Annotated in this window: 1 protein-coding gene; it reads left to right on the top strand. The window is 65.4% G+C overall.

Annotated features, from left to right (window positions below; translation table 11 throughout):
• Positions 1-641: DUF3459 domain-containing protein (locus tag OC490_RS49100; RefSeq protein ID WP_262064560.1), on the top strand; the 641-nt coding region annotated here is incomplete at its 5' end.
• Positions 642-716: the final 75 nt, after the last annotated feature.

The raw sequence follows: 716 nt of genomic DNA, 5'->3' as shown, positions 1-716 counted from the left end.
AGTTGTCGGGCGAGGCAGCCGCCTACATGCGGCCCAACTTCTTCGTCAACACCCCCGACATCCTGCACGAGTTCCTCCAGCACGGCGGCCGGCCCGCCTTCGAACTGCGGGCCGTACTCGCCGCCACCCTGTCCCCGACTTGGGGTGTCTACAGCGGCTACGAACTCTGCGAGAACGCCGCTCTCCGGCCGGGCAGCGAGGAGTATCTCGACTCCGAGAAGTACCAACTCCGGCCCCGCGACTGGGAGTCCGCCGAGCGCGAGGGCCGTAGCATCGCTGCTCTCATCGCGTCGCTCAACGCGCTCCGGCGTCGCCATCCGTCGCTGCGCCGGCTCAGGAATCTCCGCTTCCACCGGACGGACAACGACTCGCTGATCGCGTACAGCAAGACCACTGGTGTGGACACGGTTCTGGTGGTCGTCAACCTCGATCCGCACCACACCCAGGAGGCCACGGTCTCGTTGGACATGCCGCAACTCGGCCTGGAATCACACGAATCCATGTCGGTGTACGACGAACTGACGGGTGAGTCCTATCAGTGGGGCAGGACCAACTATGTGCGTCTGGAACCCGGCCGGGCCCCCGCGCACGTGTTCCACGTCCGGCGGTCCACTCAGAGCGGAGGGTCAAGAGCTTCATGACTGTCAACGAACCGGTCCACGACACCTTCGAGGACACTCCCGCCAAGGACCGGGACCCCGAGTGGTTCAAACGCG

It is taken from the genome of Streptomyces sp. STR69, assembly GCF_024519455.1.
GTDB lineage: Bacteria > Actinomycetota > Actinomycetes > Streptomycetales > Streptomycetaceae > Streptomyces.
Note: the sequence above shows the minus strand (reverse complement) of the source record. Positions and strands in the feature narration are given on the sequence as shown.